The 20,881-nt window shown below is 55.2% G+C and carries 17 protein-coding genes and 2 pseudogenes; 9 read left to right on the forward strand and 10 right to left on the reverse strand.

Features of this window, described 5'->3' with window-relative positions; genetic code table 11:
• Window positions 1-30: 30 nt before the first annotated feature.
• Window positions 31-586: pseudogene (locus J2R80_RS03055) on the reverse strand (transposase); the annotation flags it as partial.
• Between the two features lie 770 nt (window positions 587-1,356).
• On the opposite strand from J2R80_RS03055, the gene J2R80_RS03060 reads away from it, so the two are divergent.
• Together J2R80_RS03060 and J2R80_RS03065 are read left to right on the forward strand one after the other, a co-directional pair.
• Window positions 1,357-1,821 (forward strand): hypothetical protein, encoded by a 465-nt coding sequence (locus J2R80_RS03060; RefSeq protein WP_253637966.1) that lies wholly within the window; start codon window positions 1,357-1,359, stop codon window positions 1,819-1,821.
• Window positions 1,822-1,888: 67 nt separating this feature from the next.
• Entirely contained in the window at window positions 1,889-2,641 is a 753-nt protein-coding gene (locus tag J2R80_RS03065; protein ID WP_253637967.1) for a hypothetical protein, read from the forward strand.
• 110 nt (window positions 2,642-2,751) lie between these two features.
• Here the strand turns inward: J2R80_RS03065 and J2R80_RS43225 are convergent, their stop codons facing one another.
• Window positions 2,752-2,883 carry a hypothetical protein gene (locus tag J2R80_RS43225; protein ID WP_256527807.1) on the reverse strand — a complete coding sequence of 44 codons (132 nt, stop codon included), beginning with the start codon at window positions 2,881-2,883 and terminating at the stop codon, window positions 2,752-2,754.
• A gap of 223 nt (window positions 2,884-3,106) precedes the next feature.
• On the opposite strand from J2R80_RS43225, the gene J2R80_RS03070 reads away from it, so the two are divergent.
• From J2R80_RS03070 to J2R80_RS03080, 3 genes are all read left to right on the forward strand, one after another.
• Window positions 3,107-4,477 (forward strand): hypothetical protein, encoded by a 1,371-nt coding sequence (locus J2R80_RS03070; protein ID WP_253637968.1) that lies wholly within the window; start codon window positions 3,107-3,109, stop codon window positions 4,475-4,477.
• A 262-nt stretch (window positions 4,478-4,739) separates the two neighbouring features.
• Window positions 4,740-5,096, forward strand: a complete 357-nt coding sequence (locus J2R80_RS43230; RefSeq protein WP_256527808.1) for a helix-turn-helix transcriptional regulator — start codon at window positions 4,740-4,742, stop codon at window positions 5,094-5,096.
• Complete coding sequence (locus tag J2R80_RS03080) at window positions 5,093-5,608, forward strand: hypothetical protein (protein ID WP_253637970.1); 516 nt, start codon at window positions 5,093-5,095, stop codon at window positions 5,606-5,608. The genes J2R80_RS43230 and J2R80_RS03080 overlap by 4 nt, the downstream gene beginning before the upstream one ends.
• Before the next feature lie 1,137 nt (window positions 5,609-6,745).
• On the opposite strand, the pseudogene J2R80_RS03085 reads toward J2R80_RS03080, so the two are convergent.
• A pseudogene (locus J2R80_RS03085) lies at window positions 6,746-7,028 on the reverse strand (NYN domain-containing protein); the annotation flags it as partial.
• A gap of 587 nt (window positions 7,029-7,615) precedes the next feature.
• Here J2R80_RS03085 and J2R80_RS03090 point away from each other — a divergent pair.
• Window positions 7,616-7,828: a hypothetical protein gene (locus tag J2R80_RS03090; RefSeq protein WP_253637971.1), complete on the forward strand. Its 213-nt coding sequence runs from the start codon at window positions 7,616-7,618 to the stop codon at window positions 7,826-7,828.
• 141 nt (window positions 7,829-7,969) lie between these two features.
• The gene (locus J2R80_RS03095) at window positions 7,970-9,838 is read left to right on the forward strand and encodes an NERD domain-containing protein (protein ID WP_253637972.1); all 1,869 of its coding nucleotides are present in this window, start codon (window positions 7,970-7,972) and stop codon (window positions 9,836-9,838) included.
• 78 nt (window positions 9,839-9,916) lie between these two features.
• Here the strand turns inward: J2R80_RS03095 and J2R80_RS03100 are convergent, their stop codons facing one another.
• The 4 genes from J2R80_RS03100 to J2R80_RS03115 form a co-directional block, all read right to left on the reverse strand.
• On the reverse strand, window positions 9,917-10,183 hold the full coding sequence (locus J2R80_RS03100; protein WP_253637973.1) for a hypothetical protein: 267 nt from the start codon (window positions 10,181-10,183) through the stop codon (window positions 9,917-9,919).
• A gap of 144 nt (window positions 10,184-10,327) precedes the next feature.
• Window positions 10,328-11,194 carry a hypothetical protein gene (locus J2R80_RS03105; protein ID WP_253637974.1) on the reverse strand — a complete coding sequence of 289 codons (867 nt, stop codon included), beginning with the start codon at window positions 11,192-11,194 and terminating at the stop codon, window positions 10,328-10,330.
• Window positions 11,195-11,315: 121 nt separating this feature from the next.
• Complete coding sequence (locus tag J2R80_RS03110; protein WP_253637975.1) at window positions 11,316-13,184, reverse strand: type IV secretion system DNA-binding domain-containing protein; 1,869 nt, start codon at window positions 13,182-13,184, stop codon at window positions 11,316-11,318.
• A 977-nt stretch (window positions 13,185-14,161) separates the two neighbouring features.
• Window positions 14,162-15,727: a winged helix-turn-helix domain-containing tetratricopeptide repeat protein gene (locus tag J2R80_RS03115; protein WP_253637976.1), complete on the reverse strand. Its 1,566-nt coding sequence runs from the start codon at window positions 15,725-15,727 to the stop codon at window positions 14,162-14,164.
• A 372-nt stretch (window positions 15,728-16,099) separates the two neighbouring features.
• Here J2R80_RS03115 and J2R80_RS03120 point away from each other — a divergent pair, with 372 nt between their 5' ends.
• Window positions 16,100-16,984 carry an alpha/beta fold hydrolase gene (locus J2R80_RS03120; protein WP_253637977.1) on the forward strand — a complete coding sequence of 295 codons (885 nt, stop codon included), beginning with the start codon at window positions 16,100-16,102 and terminating at the stop codon, window positions 16,982-16,984.
• Window positions 16,985-17,063: 79 nt separating this feature from the next.
• Here the strand turns inward: J2R80_RS03120 and J2R80_RS03125 are convergent, their stop codons facing one another.
• The 3 genes from J2R80_RS03125 to J2R80_RS03135 form a co-directional block, all read right to left on the reverse strand.
• Window positions 17,064-17,597: a hypothetical protein gene (locus J2R80_RS03125; protein ID WP_253637978.1), complete on the reverse strand. Its 534-nt coding sequence runs from the start codon at window positions 17,595-17,597 to the stop codon at window positions 17,064-17,066.
• Window positions 17,598-17,798 carry a hypothetical protein gene (locus tag J2R80_RS03130; protein ID WP_253637979.1) on the reverse strand — a complete coding sequence of 67 codons (201 nt, stop codon included), beginning with the start codon at window positions 17,796-17,798 and terminating at the stop codon, window positions 17,598-17,600.
• 750 nt (window positions 17,799-18,548) lie between these two features.
• On the reverse strand, window positions 18,549-18,866 hold the full coding sequence (locus tag J2R80_RS03135) for a hypothetical protein (RefSeq protein WP_253637980.1): 318 nt from the start codon (window positions 18,864-18,866) through the stop codon (window positions 18,549-18,551).
• A 1,554-nt stretch (window positions 18,867-20,420) separates the two neighbouring features.
• Here J2R80_RS03135 and J2R80_RS03140 point away from each other — a divergent pair.
• Entirely contained in the window at window positions 20,421-20,699 is a 279-nt protein-coding gene (locus tag J2R80_RS03140) for a hypothetical protein (protein ID WP_253637981.1), read from the forward strand.
• Window positions 20,700-20,881 lie beyond the last annotated feature (182 nt).

Genomic DNA, 20,881 nt, shown 5'->3' on the forward strand with positions numbered 1-20,881 from the left:
ACCGTGGGGGATGTCCCGATCGGTGTTGAACTACGTCTGCCGGAATGAATGTTGCGCAGCCCTCGTGACGTCGGCAACGGGCTTAATCGTCATGCGATCGTGGCGAGCTTGAAGGGCCGCACGCAGAACCGACAATTGCTTATGCGGCTTCGATCGCCGGCAGCCCTTGTTGGCCTCGATCATGCCGGCCGCGTACCCATCGCAAAGCCGTACCGGCATCCCGCCAACGCTTTACGTTGCGCGTGACGCGGCGAATGGTGCCCATCATGTTCTCGGCGATGTTGGTACAGGCGAGCTATCGACGAAGCTCCTTTGGCAGCCGCAACCGGACGACAGTCAAAATTTCGTCGAGACCTTCGAGGATGCTGGCCGGTACGCGGGTCCATTGCTGGTCAAGTCGACGCGCGAGATTGCGGATCAATTTTTCAGCCTTGTTGGCGTCATCGAGCTCCCAGGCCTGGCGCAACACCCGACGGGTGGCCGCATGATGCTCTTTCGGCAGGCGTTCCATGATGTTGCGCGCCTTGTCGGTCTGGCAGCGCTGGATCGCAGCGGCCGAACTGAAGGTGCGGCGGATCGCGTTCGACACGCTTTCGCGGCCTCTCAGGCGTTGGAGCCTCCGGCAAACCCGGGGCGGTTCAGTGTTCTGCCATGTCCAATCGCGAGCTCTCGCATTCGTGGTCTGATCGCGGCTCGTTGGAGCGCCTACACTCGCGAGTGAGCGCGGCATCCTGAGTCGCCGGCATCGTGACAAGTACGACATCATCGGGATCATCGCCAAAGTACATTCCAGCCGTCAGTCTTTACCCGCTGCCCGCACTGAAGCCCTGGATAGCAAGCATGCGCTTACGAGAAGTTTTGATGCCGCTGCAACGGCAGCGGCTGCTCTTTCGATCGGCCGACAAACGGGATGGGGCCACCCCGATGGGAGTCGCTCCTAAAGCAGGGGAAGGTCTGCTTACCTGAGTCAGAATGCCGCGGTCTTGTGCGATTCTCAGGGGGCGCTGGCCGTGGTTCAATGCGATCATCCATATACGCACTGCTTGCTGCTATCACGCCGGTGCGGATAGGGGGTAGTGTCGCGAAGGAATTCGGCGCTGCTCGCCACTACTATCTCCAATAGCGCCTAACGCGGGAGTGGTAGCAATGCTTAGATCATTGAACATAGTCGTCGCTATAGCAGTGGCCCTCGCGGGATCGTTTCCGTTTGCTGCATCTGGTCAAACACCGACAGTACGTGGTGCTCCCATTGTCTCTAGTCCAGCCGTTCCTAATGGAGCGAAAGTTGAAAGTTTCCGTTCACGCCTCCAGGACCAGCAAAAGACGCTCGAATCATATGGGGCAACGATATCCGGGTTGGTCGATCGTCTTAAAGCAGCGTCCGGCACAACTGTAGAAAGCCGAATTTCTGAGGTCCGCAGTTTGAGGGATGCCCTGGTTCAATTGGGCGTCCAATTACAGCCAGACGCGCCGCTATCCCAAAGCATCGACCAATATCAGAGCTGGATTTCGGCCCAGATGGGACGTGTTAACAATCAGCGTTCCACGCTTGGACCGGAATTCGTACAAGAGCTTATGCGCCGGTACCAGCAATATCAACAGGAGGTTACGCGTGCGCGCGAGTCGGTTAGCAGCCACTCGAATGCGATTGATCACGCACTGAAGGAACTCACAACAGCGGAGCTGCGCGCAGCGGAAATGTTGATGGCTGAAGATGCCGCTGCGGCGGTCAAAGAGCTTCTCGGAGTGTTGGACAGCGTCGGTCAGACGATCGAGGACATTCGCAGCAATCTGCGAAAGCTCGGCAATGCCGGCGCGTGAGTGATGGCGAGAACTTTCTCCGTCGCTTGGCGAGCGGACGAAGGTCACCACTGGTAGGGAGGTTACTATGCGCGTAGGACTCATATGCCTGATAGTGGTGATCGTTTGTGTTACAGCAGTCGGCGCGGTCCCAAAGCTCGCCGACGAAGGGATACCCCCACGGACGCGCGACCAGAAGGCCCAGACCGAAACCGTGATCACTCGTCCAATCGTACCGCCGGATGAATTAATTGATCAGACACCTGACGGCAGTCTCGTGATCGAACTCTATCAATTGGTCCGCAACATCGGAGATGTGGAAGCAGTAAACGACCACGTCAAGGCACAGGTCAACAAGGCGCAGTCTGTTGCCGCCGACGTTGCGCGTTTGCACGACAGCATCCTGAAATCGTGCGACGGCTCAGATTCGCCGAAAATTGAAGTTATCGCGCTCAAGGCTCGTGCCTTCTCAGCCATTCTTGCTCGAGTCGATGGCGAACTCACAAAGGCGTTGGCCGCGACACGGCAGCTAGTAGAAGCCGAGAGACCTGGCTCGATCAAGGCCAAGGAGGATATAAACCGATTTGTACTCGCAGCGCATGAACTCGGTCGTCTGCGCGTGCAGGCGACCGAGATTGCTAAGGCCCTTGAGGGTCTCAGCGTCAGCATTCGTACAACACTAACCTCGTGCACCGCGACCCCGGTGGCTCCGCTGTTCGCTATGCGCGATGTGCTTCCCCTTGGAGGTCAGGCGCGGCAATCTCCTTTCGTGAAGCAGAAGCGCGCGACTAAACCTGCGACCATGCTGAACCGCCATTCGCTTAGGCAACAACCGCTATAACCCCGCCACCGGTCGCAGTCGAGGTCACGGCTTCCGCTAAAGGCGGGACGAACGGTCTTCCCGACCCATGGCGCTCGCCATTGGATGCTGCAGGGCCGGTTGGTTCGCCCTTACCACAGTGTTTGTTGCTTGAGCGGCTTGCTGGCTTCGGCCTCATCTCTTGCCGCCTCGCCACTCGCTTTGGCGCTTGCGTTATCGATCGCTTTCTTCAGCTCAAGCAGTATATTTTTAATGCAGTCCATGGACCTTTCGAGCGCAGTAAATCTGCGGTTTGCGTACCACGCCCCAGCTATTAGCGCGCAAAGGATGCCGAGGACGTACTCCCACCCAATATGAAATGTTATTCCATCCATATACGCCCGTAGGGTAAGTCCGAAAACCGATCCACTAAAGACTGGTGAATGTGCCGACGAGGCACAGCTCCGGGCCTCGCCGAGCTGGACCTGGTCGGCGATCGTTAGCGACATGAACGATGCTGGCGGCAGCCGCAAAGGCATAACTGAGCATAGACACGTCAGTCCGACGGTCTCCGACGTGCTTGAAGATGGCACTATCGTTGAACTGGTCTATAGGCCAGAGCATCGCGCCACACTGCTCGCGACGTCAGTTGCGGGACGCTGGACCTTGGCCACGCACGTGGACGTGCCTGGTGGGCACCAGCTGGTCCCGTTTTCGCCCAACAACAATCTGATCAAGAACGAAGTTGTTCTGCTGCCCGCCGAGCCGCGCATCTACGGAACCGAGCAACAGCTTCTCTCAGAGGTCATGGATTTCATCCACCGCTACGCCGACCTTAGCCCGACGTTTGAGCAGGTCGCCAGTTACTATGTCTTGCTGAGCTGGGTGTACGATGCATTCAATGATCTTCCGTACCTACGTCTTCGCGGCGATTTCGGCACGGGGAAGACGCGGTCGCTCCTCACGATCGGTTCGCTCTGCTATAAGCCTTTCTTCGCAAGCGGCGCCTCGACGGTCTCGCCGATTTTCCACACGCTGAACGCGTTTCGGGGAACACTCATCTTCGACGAGGCCGACTTTCGCTTCAGCGACGAGCGCTCGGAGATCGTCAAAATCCTCAACAACGGCAATATGCGCGGCATGCCGGTCCTGCGCACCGTCATGAACCGCCAGCGTGAGTTCAACCCGCAAGCTTTCCATGTCTTTGGACCGAAAATCGTTGCAACGAGGGGACGCTATGAGGACCGAGCACTGGAGAGTCGGTTCATCACGGAGGAGACCGGCGCGCGGCCGCTACGCAACGACATTCCCATCAACCTCCCGCCGACCTTCAAAGACGAGGCGCGTGAGTTGCGCAACAAGTTGTTACTGTATCGCTTTCGCAGACGACACGAGATTAAGCTCAACCCGGCTCTCGCCGATCCCAAATTGGAGCCGCGTCTCAATCAAATCATGCTGCCGCTGCTGAGCGTCGTCAGTGATCCACGACTGCGGAGCGAACTCAGGAATGCCGCAGAGCATGCCCAGAACTCGATCATCGCCGAGCGCGGCCTTCTGATGGAGGCCCAGATCTTGGAAATCCTTGTTGACCTGATGTTGTCCACCACTAGGCAGGTCATTCCCGTCGCTGACATTACAATGGGTATCATCGATCGCTACGGGCCCGAGTATGACCGACCTATCAGCAACCGGTGGATCGGAAGCGTCCTGCGTACCAAGCTGAACCTCGTGACCTACAAGTCCCACGGAGTGTACGTCGTTCCTATGACCGAGAGGGGAAAAGTGGAGATGTTGTGCCGGAGATATGGAGTGAATGTTGTCACCGATGCGCCACCGACCGAACGTAAAGGGGATGTGGGGACTTCCGAGAAATTCTAGAGGCACCTCAAAGCTCAACGTATAAGCGAGCGAAAACCAACATCCGGCGCGCCGTGTCGTTCTTCGACATCCCCAAGTCCCCATCTCCACAAGATTTTCATCTGGGGCCAGGCATCATCCGACGGCACGATAGATATAATGGAGGGCCGCAGTTTGTTTCATTTGAGTGCCACGTGGGCACCTTTTCACGTCTCGAACGAAACTGTGGTCCGGGCGACCATAGCGTGCGTGCCTGTCATCTTGCTGGCCGGCTGCACGACCTATGCGTCACCGTCACCAATCATACCTTCGTCCGCATCGGCGACGCTGGGGGCTTACCCAGCAGGAGCTGGCATTCTTAATCGGCGCAAAGAGCAGAACCGCTGTCTCACGAATTGAAGGCTCGAAGCGGAGACCAGGCCTTGATGCGGTGTTCATTTGCGTGATGATCTTCAATACGCCCCCATTGGAGCTGTTTCCTGGCCTCATGTCAGAGCTACAGGAGGCCATCCTTCGGCGTGCCAGCGAACTCTATGAAGTGCTTCAGGGCGACCCGTCCAAGGCAACGCGCCTGAAGCTTGATTTCCTCGAACGGCTGCTGGAGCGAGTAGAAGCCAAGCGCATTGATGCAACCATATGACGAACAACAGTCGGTCCGCACTCGTCCTCTCCATCTATCTGAACACGCGCGGTTTTGCGTTCGTCGTGTTCGAAGGCCACTTATCCCCGTACGACTGGGGAGTACGCGAGATGCGTGGACCTCGAAAGAGCAACGGATGCCTTCTGCGTATCTCGCAAATCATCGATCGATACGCTCCCGATGTGCTCGTCATCCAAGATACCTCCAAGCAGGGCACGCGACGGGCGCGATGGATCCGCAAGCTCAACGGCTCGATAGCCGCACTCGCGAAAGATCGCGACATTCCTATCTTTGCATATTCGCGCGATCAGGTCCGTGACGCATTCGCACGCTACGGATGCCCGAACAAGCAAAGCTTGGCTGAGCTGATCGCGAAGCACATTCCTGCTTTCGAGCGATACGTCCCTCCGCCGCGAAAGGCTTGGATGAGCGAGGACCGTCGGATCGGTCTATTTGACGCCGCGGCGATGGCGCTCGTGTTTTTTCAGGCGAGCGACAGCGAGGCCGTGTAGCTTGGTGTGAATACGGGACGATCAACCTGCGACCATCGTGCGCCGGCAGATCTTGAACTCTTGTCGGCACGTTGATGCGCTGCGGGTGCCCAAAAAATAGGGGGTACCACTATCTTTCTATCGAGGTTGGCGGTCGCAGAGCCGCCTGCACCTTGCTAGAAGCATGAAAATCAATCAATTCTGCGAAGCAAGAGCACAAGTTGCTTTCCGTGAGGAGGCAGCATGAACCGAAGCTTCGCCCTTATCGCTTACGCGCTGAATGCGTCTACGCATTCGTTCAAGCAAATCACCTTAACAGTTCACGCCACAACAGCATGACGCGGTTTGCCGGCGCGCCTTGTCCGACCGAGGACACGTGACTCGTCAACCCAACGCAGTTCGGAGGCTGAAGCAGAGCAGCAGAAGGCATGTACACCTCATCGTAGCCTAGTGACGCTCGAGCGCAGCCGATCTCGGGCCAAGCCTCCGCTTGCTGAGGCCTGGTTCTGCTATCGCCCGTACGAAGGACGACTCAGTTGCTTATTTGAATGTTGTACCCACCCCGACTACGCCCCCAACACCTGCTGGTTGCCCTGGAGACGGGGGCGTCGAAGCATTCTGTCCAAATCCATAAGTATTCCCCCCAAGCGGCACAGAGAGTTGTGTGTTGCCATTGAGAGCGGTGCCCGTTGTGGAGCCTTGAGGCAACAGATTTGTGTTCGGCATATTCGTGGTGCCTGGCTGGTACTGCGGCGCATCTGGTGCAGTTTGCGCGAGGCTGGAGCCAGGTACGAGAACGGATAATACGGTCAAGGTCGCAACAGCTTTTAGCATGACAGCCTCCATTTTAAATACAATCAATGGATACTCTATGCCACATCCTCCTCTCAGAATAGACAGATGCGCTGTCCTAGCGAGAGCAAAACCTCGCGTGCTCTATCGCCTTTCAGCACGTGGGCCGATTGATCGGACTCAACCCGGGCTCAATGTAGTGACGCTGAATGGAAGTGATGGCGTTCCATCAATCATGAGCTTCAAGTAAATGCGATAGTTCGGGAGCTGCAAAAGATCGATCTCGTCAAATCTTTCCTGACACTCTCGCGCGAGGTATGTTGCGTCCTCCGAACCGACTCGAAAAGAGATAATTGTGCCGGCATTATTGCCCTTGACCTTGCGGCGGCCGGAGGCGTCGATGAACTCCTTGGTCGCCTTGGTGACGACGGTGTAGCCGTTGTAGTCCAGCCAGTCGATCAGCGGGCGGATCGAGGAGTATTCCTGATCCTCGATGATGGCGGTGCAGTAGAATGCCCGCAGCAGCGTCCCGCGACTTTGAAATTCACTGAGTAGGCGCTTGTAATCGATGTCGAAGTTGAGTGTCTTAAGCTGTGGCATAGAGATTGGCTCCATCGATGAAAAGCGCAACCTTGCTGGTGGATGGCATGACGGACGACCTCAGGGCCGCGAAGTGCCAGGCGCGGGCCGAGTGCATGTGAACCCCGCCAATGGCACGGCACTTCCAAGGCTTTTCATTGAAATTTGACCTCACGAAGCTACCGTAGTCCTTTAACCTTCAAACAGTTTTGCGGTCAGCCACATTAATTCGTAACACCAAAGCGTACCCGCGGGGACGTCGGGTCCATTCTCGACCTGCGCGCGATCTTGTGCAGGGCAACTATGCATGCGCTGATGTAGCCGGCCTACTCACAATCATTCCGCGGAGCTTAGCAACGGATTGGAAAGAGCAGATTACGACCGAACCTCTCCCCTCAACGAGTGGCCCTGGCGAAAAACACGTATTGCCACGACCAGTTCTGTCCTTAAGCAGGGGAGCACGAGACCTTCAACTCCGCTAGAGGCGCAGCCAAAGGACCTCGAGGTTGTGCAAGATGTGCGGACCTTGCCTTTTGCAGCTCGCTTCGCCTGAATTCGACAGAACACTCATGTGTGGTACAGTAGTCTGCAGCAACAAACTCGCGCGCGAGAAACAGCTTCCGATTCTCGGAGGCTGTTATCGAGCGGGAGGTTTGAATGTTGTCTTCCGATCCAGCCTTTTCAGATGCCAACCTCAAAGAGATTGCCGTTGACATCTCTCTGGAGGTATCTTGGGCCGTTCTCCAGATCTTCCGTGCCCACGGCATCGGAACGTTTGAGGTGGGCACATTTCACAAATCAGCATTGAAGGCGGTGGGCAAGAAACTCTTTACGTTGGCTGAGGCTAACTTTGACGGATGGTTTGAATAGCATTTGATGACCCTCGATGAACGTCGAGGGTCTTTTTTCATAGACAAACACACCGTCTGGACCCATCCATAAAGGTTAGTTATTCTTCGAAACCCGCAGACGAACTTCTCGATAGAACTGCCCGCTCAGGGAGGAAACGTCGTGGCTGTTCATATTCCTTGTGGGGCACCCGAGCCCAACGAAGTTGATGCAATTGGAGCGCTGAGCGAACAGTTGTTCGAAGACGACTGGGCACTCTTGACCAGCATTCCCCGATTTGTTGTTCCCAGGGAAATTGACGCGTGTTTGCTCGGACCGAAAGGAATGTTCGTCCTCGAGCTGAAGAACTATGAGGGAGCGGTCAGTTGTCATGCGATCGGCTCTTGGGAGGGCATCAAACGTAAAGAGAACCCGCTAGACCAAGCTGAGGATTGCGCACAGAAACTGAAGGGCTGGCTCACCAATCGTGATCCCGCCCTAAACGGAAAGGTCTACATCGACAGCATTGTCGTAATGACGCATCCAGAGTGTCGGCTAACAGTTGACGAGAGAATAGCCGGACGAGTGGGATATCTGCGAGACACCCCCGGCCTAGTACAAGCCCGTTTTAGAAGGGAATTAAACGGTGGAGTTCCCGAGCGCATCTTTAAGCTGATAACACAAAAGGATCCGCCGCCCGAACTGATTACTCCTTGGCAAACAGGTAACCGCAGCGTCAGATGTGAAATTCCAGGTGATACCGACAGGGTCCCTTCAAAGGTTCTGTTCGAACCGCGGAGCCGCACTACTTCGGCATCGACCAAACACTCCTCGCCTGAACCCTCGTTACCGCCTCCTGTGCAGTGGGCGCAATCGTCTCGTCGATCCAATGTGAGAAGCCCTTTTTCTATTCGGCAGATGGCGCCCCAGCCGGTCATACCCGGGCCGGACGCCTACATGCTGCAATTCATCCAGAGTACGTTGCGGCCGGAAGCGCGCCCCGATCTTTTCGAGCCGAAGCTAACGCTCCAGGAGATCCTGAAGGACACAAAGCAGCAAGAGCTCTTCGGACTTTTTATCGAATCATTCGGAGGCCAACAGGGTAGAACAATTGTAGAAAAGTTCATGGATTCGGACTCGAATCCAGCGACAATGACGCACCTCGACGAGGAATGGTTCCAGCACTGTCTGACCGAATTCCATAAACGCTCGCTCCTTCTCAAAGAGATGTGCACGGACACGAAGCGTTGCGATTTTGAGTTTATGCTCAAAAATGAGCCCGCATTTGGTTTCTTGGACAATAACGCGCCGGTAGATCGCGCGATCGAACTCATCAAGCATCACATGAGCACCGCCTTTATGCGTATGAGCGGTCCGCAGCTCACGAGGGTGATCGAAGCAACGAGAGCAAATCACGACATTCGCCGCAGTGATTACTACCGAGAACTGTTGGAGTCGGTGCGGGCAAAGCTCGGAAGTCAGATTGAAGACGTTCCTTCTATCCGCGACAAGTCCGATGAGGAGAGGAAACGGATGTTCGAATACCTCACTCCAGGATTCTTCGAGCGACTGAAATCCAAGAACAGCCTCTCCGGTCAGCTATCGACTGATGTTCTGGCCACTATCGATTCCAATAGGCAGCAGATCATGAAGGTTCTCGCAGCAACGATCTCTAATGATCTGGAATTGAAGCGAGAGGTTGTTTCAGAAGCGATCACCGGCAAGCGCGTACGGCAAATCGGTGAGGGCATCCTTGAGCTTCACGAAGCGCAATTGGAATGCATCAATGGACTAGGCGGTCACTTTCTCGTTACGGACGATTTGCGTCGCCGCATTCGTGATTCTGAATTTAGGAGAACCGTAGGGCTTCGCTTCGGAAAGTCGTGGGAGAGCATGAGTCCGGAGGAGCGCGAGGCTATTTCGTACACGGTGTTGCAAGAAGAGGGGCAGTTGCCGAAGCAACGTCGGGGCTTTTTTGGTCTTTGGGTCATCTGCATTTTCGACGCAGCATTCCCCGATCTCCAAGAGAAACTAGCAAATGAATTCGAGTGATCCGACGTTCGCAACTCGATGCTTCACGCTCCAATACATTCGAAGGAGAAGGGCCCCGGTTGTTTCCGGGGCCTTCACTCAATCCTGCTCGCCATCAGTTTCTGTGTCGTCCGAGTCTTCTTGGTCTTCCGACTCCTCCTCGTGTTCCTCGGCTCCAAGCTGCTCTTCTTCGTCGCCTTCCTCCTCCCGATAGCCGATATCGATCTCTTTGTAGTCGATTTCGCATCGGCCGGGTTCATCTCTTTCTAGCAGGCCGCCGCAGTCCGTACACCGCTGAGCGAAGAAGATTCGCTCTTCATCGAGGAATGATTGTCGACACTCGGAGCACCAAAGAAAATCAGACATTCGCGGACTCCTTCCTTCTACGGGGCTTTCTTGGCTTGTTGAGAGCCGCGCGTTCTTGCGCGACTTGGTCTCTGAGGCTATTTAGCTCAGCGTCTATCGCTGCTTTCTGCTCGACCAACTCTGTAATTCGTTTCAGTCTGTCCACTACGCTTCTCCTATGTTGAGGGCTTTGCCGCCTGGTTGGAGCCAAGGCAGGAGGACGGCGTATCCTGGCTTGGGAGGTTTCACGCCCGAGGTGATGGTGGGCACCACTTGTGCGCCAAATCGGTTTGCAAACTTGCCCGTCATCTGACCGCAGAGACCCATGATGTTGTCGACGCGGGTTTGCGTTGTTGAGGTGAAGAGGATTGTAAGATTCGGCAGACCGAACTGCGTCTCAAAGATGCGCTGTTCGAGGATGGCCGTGTACGCAGCTATTTTGGTTTCGATCGCTTGCCGGTCGCGGTTCGCCGTGATGAGCGGCTCGGATGCGAGGTCGACTTCGACGACAAAAAAGCGGTATGTGCCGTTGGGATACTTGATCGCAGCCGGGCCGATGTCCGGTGTGAGTTTGTAGTTATAGTCCTTGCCCTTGAATTGAAACACGACGGGGAAGAAGTCGCTGGCTGTTTCGGGCGTCTTCGGGTTGGCGAGGATCTGCGAGCGGCTAATGAGACGTTCGCGCGCTCCAATCTCAAAAGAGGCAGCAACGTGCGCTTCAGTCACTTGATGGAGGAACTGCTTGGAAGATTCCGGAACCCGATGCTCGCCGCCCTTCTCCATGAGCTTTCCAACGCCCTTGTTGGTGAGCTGGAAAGCCTTTGGATAACTGAGCCAGGCTGCGCGGTTCTTATCTTGCGTCTCGCTCCACCGGATGAAGCCGTGGTCCTTGAGCTTCTTGGTGCGGAAGATGATCGAAGAGTACGAGCGCTGTGTGATCGCGCAAAGATCATCCGGCAGCAGCAAACTGTGCCGCCCGATGGCTTTTAAGATTTCGAGATCGCCGTGTACGTCTGGCTTGATAGCTTTCATGGCGCCGAAGATAGATCGGCGACTGGCGGCTTGTAATCGGCAGCTATGAAGCCCCTAGAAGGACTATGGCACTTCGCGAAGTGGTATGTTGTTGGCTCGGCTATTGATCAAATTTACGCAATCATTCTCCCCAGGGAGACGGCTTGTTATCATTCTCGGTGGAGGAAGACTGCTCTGCTTTGTTCCTTTCCAGTTCTTCGCAGTTCATCAATAGGAGCTTTCTGAATTTTGGTTGTTTGTTTTTCTTTTGGGTATCGGTGCTTAGGCTCTTATATTCTTGATTGGATGTCTTCGTCTCACTTTCGCTTCTTGCTTTTCTCTGTTCGTGGGTCTCTGGCCAGTCTTGCAGATTGTGGTCATTGATGGATTTCATCATTCCATAGTCGGCATTTGGCGTTCTTGGCCATTCGTTAGACCAGCCAAATTTTTCGTAAATGACGAATGGATGCTGAAGTGGTGGAACGAGACCACGCACAAAACACGCAAAGCGATAGCCCTCTTCGCTCTTATGGATGCCCTTCAAGAATTCAGGCGCGCAACGCAAATCTTTCGCCATGTAACCGAGATCAGAACCCTCGGGGCTCGCTGCATACTTTATACTTGTGTTCGTGGATATCGCGCTGCGTATCGCGTCATTGATTTCGCGACAGAACATATTTTGATGGGCAATAGTAACGCCGCCACCGTACTCGCGAATGAAACGCAACATCTGCGGTGTTTTGTTCTCATCGGCGAATTCCTGGAATTCGTCGATGATGAGGTAGACGGGGTGGCGCTCTTTCCGATTTTGGATCGCATCCTGGACGAGCGAGATTATGTAGCGTCCGAATGTTTGGTGCGCCTCTTTGAGCTCCGTCATCCGCGTATGAATGAGCACAGTTTTTCTTGCTCGGATACATTCAGCGAGGTCGAGTTTATTCCGCTTTGCATTCAGGATCGCAGCGAGCGTATCATTTTCTAGCACGCCCCAGATTCTGGATTTGATCTGCTCCCTCGTTGCAGCGTAGTTCGCGGAGTAATAATCAGTCTCAAAAAAGCGACGCGCAACAGGGGGCAGTTTTGGGATAGCCTCCAAGAAAATAGGGTTAGGCGGTTTCTTCTTGTCTGCCCTGTCTTCGAGCAGATCCAAGAATGTGAATAGATCGGCATTTGGCAATGTGAAAAGGAGCCTGGCACAAAATGAGAAGCATGGCGCCTGCTTGCCCGTGAGATCTTGATTGGTTGTTGAGAAGATATACGCGAAATCTGAGATGAGTTGCGTGGGCGTGCGGCCCTGCGTCGCGAAGAGACTGAGGGCGGGTTTTTGTAATGGATCGACAATGACGAGGCGATCCTTAAGTCGTCGAATGAAACTTAGGGTATCTACCGCGATGCCTTTGGGGTCGATAAATATGATGGTGGGAGGATTTTGATCGGTATCGTGGTCGGTAAGTATGGTGTTGATTATGAATTGAGTTTTGCCACTTCCGGACGGCGCTAAGATGTGTGTGTGTTCTAGGCGTACGTGTTTTGGGATCTCACGCCGTTCAAGTCGTCGCTCCTCTTCTTCCTGGGCCAATCGCTCCTCCTCTAAGCGAACCTCCTCCTTCTCCCGTGCGATACGTTCCCTTTCCTCTTCTTTTTCGCGGGCCCCACGCTCCTTTTCTCCGCGATCACGCCTCAAGATGCGGGACTGAATCTCGATTTGCTTTTCTATTTTTGCGATTGCTTCATCACAGAGTGCATTGCGCTTTTCATGCCATCGTTGTGAAATTTCTTTAATGCGGCGCTTTGTATACTCTTCATTACCGTCGTCAGGCTCTTCGCCGAAGTCTTTCATTTCTTGTCCGTCCCACGGATTCTTGTCCAACCCATACTCGCGCGGAAGAAACTTGGCGACTTCCTCGAAAAGGCAGTCAACGTTACAAAACCAAAAGTCGTGTATGGCCCATGGTTTTTCAGGTTTGTCGGGGTTCTGGCAGTGGAGGCACTGATCGGGATTGAATTTCATGGACACACCCCGGTGAGGGACGGCCGTTGATGACGTTTTGGAGGCGTCACTACGCGCCGTCCCCGCTCCTTACTTCGGAGCGTCGGATATGGCCTTCGCGCATCTCTCCAGATATTCAGAAACCTCATGCGACCACCAGACACGTGGCGAACCGCGATAGTTCGAGAGCTTAAAGCTCTGCGGAAATCTTTTCGCCTTCTCCAAGCGATCAAGGTGAGTACGACTGTAAGGAATTCCAAAATCTGAACGCAGACGCTTGAATGTGACCACTGATTTCTCAGGCATCGCTAGACTCCGTTAGGATTGGAGCCGTCGCGACGGCTGGTTAGTCAGCCGACGAGTTGATGCTACCTTAAATTGATGATTATTTCACCGACCTTTTGGGGTACGCCTTGAGGTTTTTGGAGCATGTGCTTCTCGGGTAGGTAACTATACCTGTCATATATCCAATCACGACCAACGCCCACGCCATTCGGCATGGCAGACGCTGCGGGCGCGATTTCCGAAGCTGGAGCCAGCAATTCTATCTCGACGAAGCACTAATGGCTTCATGCCATCAACATCCGCTGAGACTTCTAATCCGAGCGATCTGTGTCCGTTGTCACGGTATCGAGTGGCGCTTTCCGTAGAAGAATAACGTGACATCTACCTTATGTTGTCATTCCGGCAGAACGCTGAGCCGTGCCATCTTTAAGTGGCGACGACCATTCCTTCGCGTTTTTGGTCCAGCCGTTTATTGCAGGAGACATATATGAAAAAGATGTCGAAACACATCGCTTTGACAGCGGTTAGCGCCGCTGCCCCAATTTAGCTACTCCCCGCATTTTTGGTTTCAGATACTTCAGCGTAAAGCATCGACCAGCCAGAGGGTCGCTCGCCGACGCGAATGCTAAGAGGCCCGAGAGCGAGTTCAGCGCGCAGAATCCCCAGGAGTTCGGCGAGATATGCCACTGGCTCACACCTCAATTCAGCCGATTCTATTCAGGCAGGCCCGCCTTGATCATCGCCTCCAATAGTTCGGCTCTAAGTTTCGGCGAAAAATGCGGAGCGACGACGGTTGACCGCCGCAATTCGGGAACTTGATGGAGGACTTGCGCCATTAGCTTGCGGGCGGCTTCCAATTGTCCCGCGCCCACGTAGCATAGGACGGCTTGAGCCCTTCCCACAAAATGCGCTGGAGGGAGCGCTCGGACAGCCTTATCTACCCACTCGCCCGCTTCCCGATGCCTGCCGGCATTATGGTGCGCTAAAGCAAGCCCGAGCAGAGCATTATATTTGAAGGGATCGTACGGACTAAGGCGCAGCGCTTGTTCAAGTTGAGCGATGGCCGAACCAGATTCGCCCTGCCAGCTTCGAATAAGACCTCGAGCGTGAAGCGCTCGTGCGTAGTTGGGGTTTGATCGGATGGCACGTTCTATCAGTTCGATGCCTGCGTCGAAATCGAGCGCGAACCAGAACAGGAGAAAGCCGACCACGCTTAGTGCGAGGGCATCGTCGGTTCCGAGTTCCTTTAGACGGTCTGCAAGCTGTAGCACCAGGTCATTCTCTTCAGCGATGTCCCCTGGCCACTTGTTTGCGCGTCGCCATGCGATGCAGGTTGCAACGCCGCCGTACGCTGGTGCAAAGCCCGGATCAAGCGCAATCGCCTGCTCAAAACATTTCGCAGCGGCGTCATTACTTGCTGGTGTGGTAGGGAAATGAATATGCTGCGCGCCACGATAATATGCTATTACGGCATCTATCTTTCCGAACCGCGTTCGGGTCGCTCGCTTAATTTCGGCACGCTCAACTTCTGGCGCGATGGCTCCCACCACCTCCTGCGTGATCTTATCCTGCAGATCGAAAATGTCCCCGAGATCGCCGTCAAATCGATCAGCCCAAAGGTGTACCCCGGTCGCGACATCAACCAGTTGGGCGTTCATCCTTACCTGCTTGCCTGACTTTCGGACGCTGCCTTCCAGCACGTAGCGAACTCCAAGCTCCGCTCCGATGCGCTTGATATCGACTGACTTTTCCTTGTAGGTGAACGAGGAGCAGCGGGCGATGACAGAGAACGCCTTGAACCGCGACAGCGCGGTGATGATGTCGTCAACTAAGCCGTCGGCGAAGTACTCTTGCGCTGGATCTTGCGACATATTTCGAAACGGCAGCACAACGATCGAGGGCCTGTCGGATACTTCAGCAGCGGGCACCGAAGGCGCGCTGCTTGCGGTTGAAGCACCATCAGGCTTACTGATTTCCCGTACCGAAGCGACAAAACGGAAGCCCTTTCTCGACAGCGTTCTGATCAGGCGCTGCTCCTCGCCCGTATCTCCGATCGCCACGCGCGCTGAGTTGATCCGGGTGGCCAGTGCGGCATCCGTGATGATGCGGCCGCTCCATATGGCAGAAATTAGGTCGTCTTTGCTGACCACACGATCCCGGTTGGCAATTAGGTGAACAAGCAGATCAAATGCCTGCGGTGTCACGGAAACGGCATCGGCGCCCCGGTGTAGCTCCCGCTTGTCGGTGTCGAGCGAATAGTCCTCGAATAGATAGCGCAACCTAGCAGTCCTTTCCGCGGGTTGGCCCGGAGAGATCAGCCTAGCACACGCTGAAGGCGCAAAGTTATACGTCAGTAGGGAAAATGTAGGCGCTCTGTAAAGCAGTGTAGGCGCGCTTCGGGCAAGCTCACACCCGTGAAGACCCGCGTCCAGTAGCTCGTAGCGACTGACGCGACCTTTGCCCGAAACAGATCGAACCCTCGTCGCAGTGACTACGAACGGTATCTCAAGGCTCTCTGGAAAGCCGCGCCAGTTTTGCCGGTAAGAGCACATCGCCGGAGCGGCGCCCTGCGGAAAGCCCGAAGGTTTTGTGCGCGGTCGAGCTTAGGGGCGTCAGCACGGACATTTCTCAAAGATAGCTGGGAGAAGCAGATGCTCGAAGACAAGCACGGTAGGATAGACTACTGCGAAGAAGGTACGGGCCCGACAATCGTCTTGGTGCCCGGCTCATGGGCCAGCGTGGCGGCTTGGCGCGGTGTCGTGGCGGCGCTGGGCGGTCGCTTTCGGACCGTGACGACGAGCCTTCCTGGCTATGGCGGCACGCGCGAATCCCGCACGTTGGGGGACACATCGATAAACCGGCAGGCCGAAGTTGTCGAAGCCGTGATTCGTCGCGCCGGCAGCCCCGTCCATCTCGTAGGACATTCCCTTGGAGCTCTGGCCTGCCTAGATGTGGCGCTGTGCGGGCTTGCCCCGCTCATGAGCCTCACTTTGATCGAGCCCGTCGCGTTCAACGCCTTGCGCCAAGCTGGTGAGCTCGCGCTCTACGAGCAGTTCACAGCAATGCGCGAGCATTATGTCAGGTCGTTCGAGAACGGCGACAAAGAGGCGGCACGACACGTGGTCGACTATCTCGCTGGCCACGGACAGTTTGACGCTCTTCACTCTCGGATGCGGGAGTATATTGTTGAAGCCACGCCGACCCATATCTTGGATATCCACTGTGATTTCGATCCGCCCCTATCGACTTTCGCGAACATCTTGCTTCCATCACTCATTATCAATAGCTGGCGTACAGTTCCATCGCTACAAAGAAGCTCCGAGATATTGAGTAAGGCGATGGCAAACGCTTCACTACGCTCCATTTCTGCGGGAGGTCATCTTCTGACAAACGCCCACAGTGGGGAACTGGCCCAACTCATCGGGGAGCATGTCTCGAGAGTGGAAGCGCTTGCCTGGACTAGCTTATGCATGGACGCTCCTTTCTCTTTTGTGCCTCGCTTGACTAGGCTCCCGATAAAGTCGGCGGCCGAATAACTAGCTTGAAGCGATATCGGCAATAGGGCTCAAGCCTTGTTGGGGTCACCAACTACCTGGATCAACTGCAAACTGGCGACTACTTGACTAGTTTTTTGAGGTGAGCCTCGAGTTTTTGGAGCGCAGCCCGCTTCTCTTGTAGATAGTCATACCTGTCGTATATTTCATCGAGATCGGTTTTGCCGCCGCCGGTCACATGGTTGAGCATGATCTCGGCGATCTCACGCGCGACCCCTAGGCGCGCGAGACTCGAGCGGAACGTGCGGCGCAAATCTCGTACTTGCCATCCGGTCACGCCTGATTGCTTATCGAGCTCCTTTTTCAACTTCCCCCACGAGCCATCGTTGAAATGCGTACCCTTGATGTGACCGGGGAAGTAGTAGTCAGTGTTCTTGTCTCGCCAGTTATCACCCGCCTTTTCTTGCCGATCGAGGATAGCGCGCGCCACGATCCGAACTGTCGCCGGAATGTTCTCGAACGTTTTCCGACCGGCATCGTAATAGCCGGTGTCGGCCAGTTCATAAACCTGGGTCTGGAGGAGATTGTATGGGTTCGGTGGACTGACTGGCGGCGTGTTGGAATAGTACTGGTCAAGTCGACCCGGAAACGCCACTCATTCGACCAACACTGCCTCCGTGCCCAAAGGGATATCAGTGTAGAGTGGATTGTAGAAGTAGTAGGCTGGGTCAGGAGCCGCCTGCTGGATCCAGCCGTTGACGTTGATGGTCCAACGATGGCTCAGGTCGGCATATTCGGGACTATTCGGCGGAAAGTCCTCGATGAAGGCAGGGAGTCCGAAATTGGTGATCTCCATAACCTGATCTCCTCCGCGGGTCGCCGCGGTTTGTATCGCAATTCGCAGGTGATTGTGCTTGTCGCGTTTTGCGTCGCTCGTCCGCAGGTGTTTTGTATCGTGGCTCCGGACACTGAATATGCCCCAGCTTTCTAAACCGGGTGTCGATGACGAACCTCTCTGCCTTCTGTCGTTCGCGGGCCTGACTTAGACGGGCTCCGGCAGCACTGGACTCTAGGGTCCTTCGATTCGGAAATACGTTTTGGCGTATCGCGGCAACTCGAGGGTCCGTGGTGTTCTACGGATCGTTGAGACGCTAGCTGCCGGCACTCATTTGGACTACTACCAAAACCGGGAGGCGTTCATTCGCCTCCGCCGCGAATGCCAAGGGTTCACAACAGTTGATCGGCAACTTGGTGCGGTTCGGCGCATTGGGCCGGAACGGAAGTGAACTCGCTTCTGTAGGAGGTACAGCGTGAATGTGGTTCGCCGACTTCTGGCGGTAAGGCGGCTCGCCATTGTGTATATTTGGCGACGGTGATCTGGGCCAGAAGCGCTTCTGCCGTCAAAGCTATTGGAGTGCCGGAAACGAGAGACGCGGACGCCAGCTTCAGCGTCGCCGGCCGCCTCGCAGCTCTCCAGTTCGACGTCGTGCCGGCCTAACTCCGCCGTAGAAATCACCCGGCTAGCAAACCAAGGTGTATCGACAGCTATCGGATTGCGCGCTTCTCCACCATATTGTGTATGTGAAAGGCCAGGACTAGACAGCAATCAAATACCTGAACGTGACCGCTGATGATTTTCACCGAGAAGAAGGACGATGTGTCGTTCCTCATAGCCGATCCATATCTCCGACGTCCCGGGGGGCAATATCCAAGGCGATTTCGCGCCGTGGTGATATAAGTACGGTAACAAACCGCTGACCTGGCATTCACTGTCGTGGTCGTATCCGTCCACTTGTTTTCCGCATACGGCAACGCTAATCTCGTTGCACGTTTTGTTTTCGAGTTCGTGCACGCCGATGACATCGCAGCGGCGATGGTAAGCGAACGCGACCGCAGCTGACGCCGCTCGGACATGCTGTTCCATGTCGCCTACCTAATGCGGGACGGACGAAGGGCGGGACGCGCCGAGTTCGCCCACCATGTCGTCACTAGCCGGCAACGATCGCCGAGGGTAAGGGGAGTCCAAATAAAAAGCGTCGCTCCTCTTCATCCTAACTCACCACCGTGGGTTCTTTCTTTAGGCGTGCGAGGGTGGCGAGCCGGGTTCTGATCGCCGACTCACTGCGCTTTAGCTCACTGGCGATCTCTTTCGCAGCTCGCCCGGCTTCCCACAGTTCGATTACCCGCTGGTCGTCCAGCTTAGACCATCGGGTAAATCGCTTGCCTGGCAACTCCGACCTAGAAGAGTTCATTTATCTAGGCTCCCCCAGCTAAATTCGTGTCCTACGGCTGTGCGACGTCAGCGCCTTGCCTGACCAGCTCGCGACTCTTACGTGACAAAATCTCGTCTGAGGATGCTAACCCGTTTGTTCAGTGCTCGGCGTAGCGCATTGCCCTCACATGTCGTCATCCTGCCTGCAGACCGCTCGGACACACAATCCATCATGACCCGTTGAATCTGGACCAGTGTCATACTTTCGATCTTGGCGATGCGCTTCTTAACTTCGGGGCGCAAGCTAGCCGTCTTTTTAGACATCGTCAGATCCTGATGTTCACGGAGACCAGCCCGAAAGCTAACGACGTTTGAAGGTACCGCATCAACATTGGATCGGGCTCCTACCTACTCTGGGGGGGGCCGTCGCTCCCTGGCCACTCATCCTCTATTCATCCTCGGGCGGCCGAGCTAAAGAAGTCGGCAAAGATGCTTGAAGAGGAGCGCGGCATGGTCGAACAACCACACTTCCATTCTTACTCAACTGCGGCTCGCATCTGTATTGGCATTGCGGTCTTAGGTGCTGCTCTGCTGGTCGGGATAATAATGCTTCACGTCGCGCCGTAAGGCCGCCGCAGTTGGTGTAGACGGGAACAAGAACACCATAGCGATGCGCAGATTATTCTAGCGCCACCTGCTCCGGCTACACCTTCGGACCAAGCTCTGAAAGTGCTGACTAAAATACTTTTGCATAAAAATCTCCTCCTCGTTCAGATCATGCTTTTTCCAATTATCGCAATTCGCATGCAACCAAACCCGTAGACGACTCCGAATAGGAGGCGATCGCGGCTTGGTTTATGGCTATCGAATAGAGATTGCGCACGGCGGGTACGCCTATCTGACCCATTGGCGAAGACAAAGATGACCCATGCTGATCGCAGCGGTCGCGCTGACCATCGAAGTGCAGGCTGGCAGACGAGTACGACGCCTTGCACGCGACGAGGTTTACGCGTAGGGATCGTCGGAAACACACTCATTCGACGAAACGTCCGCACGCGACGGCGTTTGCCTCCCGCAGGCCATATAGACATAGTTCGGCGAGCAGTTTTTCGGTGCGGCGCTTCGCTAGATGGTATTACCCAGATAATTGGCGGCTTCTACCGTACGCTTTGGACTGTCAAGCTCTCTACATTCGGCGTAGTGGAGATACCCCCAAAGTTGTATCAGGACGCGTCGCCGATCTGATCAATCATGGGAGTAGCAGTGATGCCCGACCTCAGAAAAGATGGCTCATTTGCTTTGACGGTGATAACGGGATCAGCGCTTCTGATCCTGGGAATAGCCATTCTTACTTCTTACATTGTCGATATCCGGGCTCATCGCGCTTTCGTTAACGGCGGTGCCTGTATCCTTTTTGGATCGATTCTTTTGTGGTGGGCCTTCAGTGAAGGCAAAAACTGGGGGATCGGCTTCGAAACAGTTACCATGACAGTCGCGGTCGTTACCGCGGTCATCGCAATTTTGGCGTTGAACGTCGTCGCCTGAGTTCGATCATCTCTCGCGAGAAGTTCACCCTGGCCGGCAATATCGGGCGACGATGTTGGCTGTGTTCGGTCAGTCAAGTCGGTCGTTTCTTGGTCGTGCGTCGCCCACTTCCTATGGCTGTAGGCTGAGCGCAACCAGCCGCATTCGCTTCTGAATCCAATGACGGTTGGATGGCATGCGCG

This window comes from Bradyrhizobium sp. USDA 4541 (assembly GCF_024171085.1).
Taxonomy (GTDB): domain Bacteria; phylum Pseudomonadota; class Alphaproteobacteria; order Rhizobiales; family Xanthobacteraceae; genus Bradyrhizobium; species Bradyrhizobium australafricanum.

Excerpts from the sequence above, each read along its gene's own strand:
- J2R80_RS03065 (WP_253637967.1), top strand. The coding sequence starts at position 1,889 with ATGCGCGTAGGACTCATATGCCTGATAGTGGTGATCGTTTGTGTTACA.
- J2R80_RS43225 (WP_256527807.1), bottom strand. The coding sequence starts at position 2,883 with ATGGACTGCATTAAAAATATACTGCTTGAGCTGAAGAAAGCGATCGAT.
- J2R80_RS03070 (WP_253637968.1), top strand. The coding sequence starts at position 3,107 with ATGAACGATGCTGGCGGCAGCCGCAAAGGCATAACTGAGCATAGACAC.
- J2R80_RS43230 (WP_256527808.1), top strand. The coding sequence starts at position 4,740 with ATGCGTCACCGTCACCAATCATACCTTCGTCCGCATCGGCGACGCTGG.
- J2R80_RS03080 (WP_253637970.1), top strand. The coding sequence starts at position 5,093 with ATGACGAACAACAGTCGGTCCGCACTCGTCCTCTCCATCTATCTGAAC.
- J2R80_RS03090 (WP_253637971.1), top strand. The coding sequence starts at position 7,616 with ATGTTGTCTTCCGATCCAGCCTTTTCAGATGCCAACCTCAAAGAGATT.
- J2R80_RS03100 (WP_253637973.1), bottom strand. The coding sequence starts at position 10,183 with ATGTCTGATTTTCTTTGGTGCTCCGAGTGTCGACAATCATTCCTCGAT.
- J2R80_RS03105 (WP_253637974.1), bottom strand. The coding sequence starts at position 11,194 with ATGAAAGCTATCAAGCCAGACGTACACGGCGATCTCGAAATCTTAAAA.
- J2R80_RS03110 (WP_253637975.1), bottom strand. The coding sequence starts at position 13,184 with ATGAAATTCAATCCCGATCAGTGCCTCCACTGCCAGAACCCCGACAAA.
- J2R80_RS03120 (WP_253637977.1), top strand. The coding sequence starts at position 16,100 with ATGCTCGAAGACAAGCACGGTAGGATAGACTACTGCGAAGAAGGTACG.
- J2R80_RS03130 (WP_253637979.1), bottom strand. The coding sequence starts at position 17,798 with ATGGAGATCACCAATTTCGGACTCCCTGCCTTCATCGAGGACTTTCCG.
- J2R80_RS03135 (WP_253637980.1), bottom strand. The coding sequence starts at position 18,866 with ATGGAACAGCATGTCCGAGCGGCGTCAGCTGCGGTCGCGTTCGCTTAC.
- J2R80_RS03140 (WP_253637981.1), top strand. The coding sequence starts at position 20,421 with ATGCCCGACCTCAGAAAAGATGGCTCATTTGCTTTGACGGTGATAACG.